Origin of the sequence: Novacetimonas cocois, from assembly GCF_003311635.1 — a bacterium.
GTDB classification, from domain to species: domain Bacteria; phylum Pseudomonadota; class Alphaproteobacteria; order Acetobacterales; family Acetobacteraceae; genus Novacetimonas; species Novacetimonas cocois.
Map to the genome: position 1 here is coordinate 1 of NZ_QEXL01000061.1, position 637 is coordinate 637.

Annotated in this window: 1 pseudogene; it reads right to left on the reverse strand. The window is 56.9% G+C overall.

Annotation, left to right across the window (positions count from 1 at the left end):
- Positions 1-15 precede the first annotated feature (15 nt).
- Positions 16-628 (reverse strand): annotated as a pseudogene (locus NJLHNGOC_RS15485) (CatB-related O-acetyltransferase).
- Positions 629-637 lie beyond the last annotated feature (9 nt).

A 637-nucleotide genomic window follows, 5' to 3' on the forward strand; every position in this document is an offset into this window, starting at 1 on the left:
AAAACAGTTTTTGCATCATGATTTTTCCTGTGCGGGTCCTTTTTCAAAAGCGCGCAGGAAAGCGTCGATATCGTCGCTCATCAGGAGGGGCATCCGTTCTCGTATCAATGCTTCAGGCCAGTCCCACCAGGCGATTGCAAGCAGACGCCCGATGGTCTTTTCGGGGAAGCGGTATTTGATGACCCGGGCCGGGTTGCCGCCCACGATGGCATATGGCGGCACGTCCCTGGTCACCACGGCCGCCGTGGCGATGATCGCGCCTGATCCTATGGTGACACCCGACATGATGTTGGCCCGCGCGCCGATCCAGACGTCGTTGCCAATGACGATATCCCCCTTGGTGGAATGGTCATCGGTTGCATCCGCCGCTTCGGGCCAGAAATTGCACTGGTTCTTGAACGGGTAGGTGGTGATCGTATCCGGTCGGTGATTGCCCAGGATCATCAGCACCTCGCGGGCAATCGAGCAGTATTTCCCGATCTTCAGGCCGGCATATTCNGGCTTCTATGATGATGGGAGAACCCTTGGCGCCATATGTATGGTCGCCGATGTCCCAGCCCCACTCTTCGATTTCATGGGCAAGGGTGTAACGTAGGAGCAGAGAAAAGGCGTTCTTGCCGTAATACATGGGCCTCGG